This is a genomic window from Mycobacterium sp., assembly GCF_035623875.1.
GTDB lineage: Bacteria > Actinomycetota > Actinomycetes > Mycobacteriales > Mycobacteriaceae > Mycobacterium.
The window spans coordinates 1-2,836 of the sequence record NZ_DASPSP010000158.1 but is presented as its reverse complement, the minus strand read 5'-3'; the positions used below and the strand labels follow the sequence as shown (position 1 = coordinate 2,836).

The following is a 2,836-nucleotide window of genomic DNA, read 5'->3' as shown; positions in this document are numbered from 1 at the left end:
GGGACCCGGCACCGCCGCTTCCTGCCGTCGCGTTGGTGGTCGATCGGCGGCCTGGACGCCCTCGTGATCGCCGTACTGGGGTGGTGGCATTTCGTCGGCGCCAACACCTCCGACGACGGTTACATCCTGACCATGGCCCGGGTGTCCGAGCACGCCGGCTACATGGCCAACTACTACCGCTGGTTCGGTACGCCCGAGGCCCCGTTCGGCTGGTACTACGACCTGTTGGCGTTCTGGGCACACGTCAGCACCGCCAGCATCTGGATGCGGTTGCCCACCCTGGTGATGGCGCTGACCTGCTGGTGGGTGATCAGCCGTGAAGTCATGCCTCGCCTGGGTGACGCGGTCAAGAAGAACCGGGCCGCGGCGTGGACCGCGGCGGGCATGTTCCTGGCTGTCTGGCTGCCGCTGGACAACGGCCTGCGGCCCGAGCCGATCATCGCGCTGGGCATCCTGCTGACCTGGTGTTCGGTCGAACGGGCGGTGGCCACCAGCCGACTGCTGCCGGTCGCGATCGCCTGCATCATCGGCGCGCTGACCTTGTTCTCCGGGCCGACGGGTATCGCCTCGATCGGCGCGCTGCTGGTCGCGATCGGGCCGCTGCGGACCATCCTGCACCGCAGATCTAAGCAGTTCGGCGCGCTCCCGCTCATAGCGCCGCTGCTGGCCGCGGTCACCGTCACCGCCATCCTGATTTTCCGCGACCAGACTCTGGCGGGTGAGATCCAAGCCACTGCTCTTAAGCGTGCGGTCGGGCCCAGCCTGAGTTGGTTCGACGAACACCTCCGGTATGAGCGACTGTTCATGGCCAGCCCCGACGGGTCGGTCGCCCGTCGCTTCGCCGTACTGGCGCTCGTCCTGGCGCTCGGGATTACCGTCGCAATGTCGTTGCGCAAGGGCCGCATTCCGGGCACGGCCGCCGGGCCGAGCCGCCGCATCGTCGGCATCACCATCATCTCGTTCGTCGCGATGATGTTCACGCCCACCAAATGGACTCACCACTTCGGGGTGTTCGCCGGGCTGGCCGGACCACTGGGCGCGCTGGCCGCGGTCGCGGTGACATCCGTGGCGATGCGCTCGCGGCGCAATCGCACCGTGTTCGCCGCCGTGGTGCTGTTCTTGGTGGCGTTGTCGTTCGCCAGCGTCAATGGCTGGTGGTACGTGTCCAATTTCGGTGTGCCGTGGTCGAATGAGTTCCCGGCGTGGCATTACGCCGTTGCCACCGCGCTGCTGGCGCTGACCTTCCTGGTGCTGCTGCTGGCAGCGTGGTTCCACTTCGTCGACCCAGACAACGGGCCTCCCAAAACGGGCTATGGGACACGTGTGGCTGGAATCGTCCAGTCCCCGTTGGCAATTGCAACGTGGGTGCTGGTGGTGTTCGAGGTGGCATCGCTGACGCTGGGGATGACCGAGCAGTACCCGGCGTGGTCGGTGGGCCGGTCCAACCTCGAGGCGCTGACCGGCAAGTCCTGCGGACTGGCCGAAGATGTGCTGGTAGAGCAGGACCCCACCGCCGGCATACTGTCCCCGGTGACAGGGTCGGCGGCCGACGCCCTGGGGGCGAGCCTGTCGGAAGCCTTCACGCCCAACGGTATTCCCGCCGACGTGCGCGCCGACCCGGTGATGGAACGTCCGGGCGACCGCAGTTTCGTCAACGACGAGGAGAAGACCACCAGCAATCAGGCCGGCACCGAGGGCGGCACCACCCCCGCACCGGGAATCAACGGCTCGCTGGCCCAGCTGCCCTTCAACCTCGATGCAGCGCACACACCGGTCCTCGGCAGCTGGCGGTCCGGGATCCAGGTGCCCGCCCACCTACGGTCGGGCTGGTACAGGTTGCCCGCCCGAGACAAGGCGCGGCCGCTGCTGGTCGTGAGCGCCGCGGGCCGCTTCGACCCGCGCGAAGTCCAGGTGCAGTGGGCCACCGACGAAGAAGCGGCCAGCGGACATCCCGGCGGATCATTCCAATTCGCCGACGTGGGTGCCTCCCCGGCCTGGCGCAACTTGCGGTTGCCGCTGTCGGCCATCCCGAGCACCGCCACCCAAATCCGCTTGGTCGCCAACGACGAAGACCTGGCGCCCGAGCACTGGATCGCGGTCACACCACCGCGGATTCCGGAGTTGCGCACGCTGCAGGACGTGGTGGGCTCCCAGCAGCCGGTGTTCCTGGACTGGCTCGTCGGGCTGGCATTCCCCTGCCAGCGAGCGTTCGGTCATCAAAACGGTGTCGACGAGACTCCAAAATGGCGCATCCTGCCCGACCGATTCGGCGCCGAGGCGAACTCGCCGGTGATGGACAACAACGGCGGTGGCCCGCTGGGTGTCACCGAGCTATTGGTGAAGGCCACCACGGTGGCCACGTATCTGAAAGACGACTGGTCCCGCGACTGGGGCTCGTTGCAACGACTGACGCCGTACTACGCCAATGCCCAACCGGCCCACCTCGACCTGGGTTCTGCAACACGCAGCGGCCTGTGGAGCCCGGCTCCGCTGCGGCAGTAGCTGGAGTTAAAACGCGACCTGTCGCCGGCCGGCGCGGAAGGCCGTGGCGCAGGCGGAGAGCGCCAAGATAGCGAACACGGTAAACGCGCAGCGAGCCGCCGACACACCCCCGCCGTCGGAAATGTTCACCACGACACCGGCCAGCCCGGCGCCGAACGCGCCGAAGATCAACTGCACTGAGTTGATCGCGGTGGCAGCGGCGCTGCCCTCAGCGGGGTCGTCGACATCGCCCATCGCCCACGCCGACAGGTGCGGATACGCGGCGCCGATACCGATCCCGACGGCCAGCAGCGCCGTCGCGCACAAGATGATCACGCCGACCGGTGCGCCTTGG

General features: G+C 67.8%; 1 protein-coding gene and 1 pseudogene. One reads left to right on the top strand and one right to left on the bottom strand.

The annotated features are described in order from the left end of the window. On the top strand, nt 1-2,502 hold a 2,502-nt coding region (locus VEI45_RS12760), incomplete at its 5' end, for an arabinosyltransferase (protein WP_324853673.1). Nucleotides 2,503-2,508: 6 nt separating this feature from the next. On the opposite strand, the pseudogene VEI45_RS12755 reads toward VEI45_RS12760, so the two are convergent. Next, nucleotides 2,509-2,836 (bottom strand): annotated as a pseudogene (locus tag VEI45_RS12755) (MFS transporter); the annotation flags it as partial.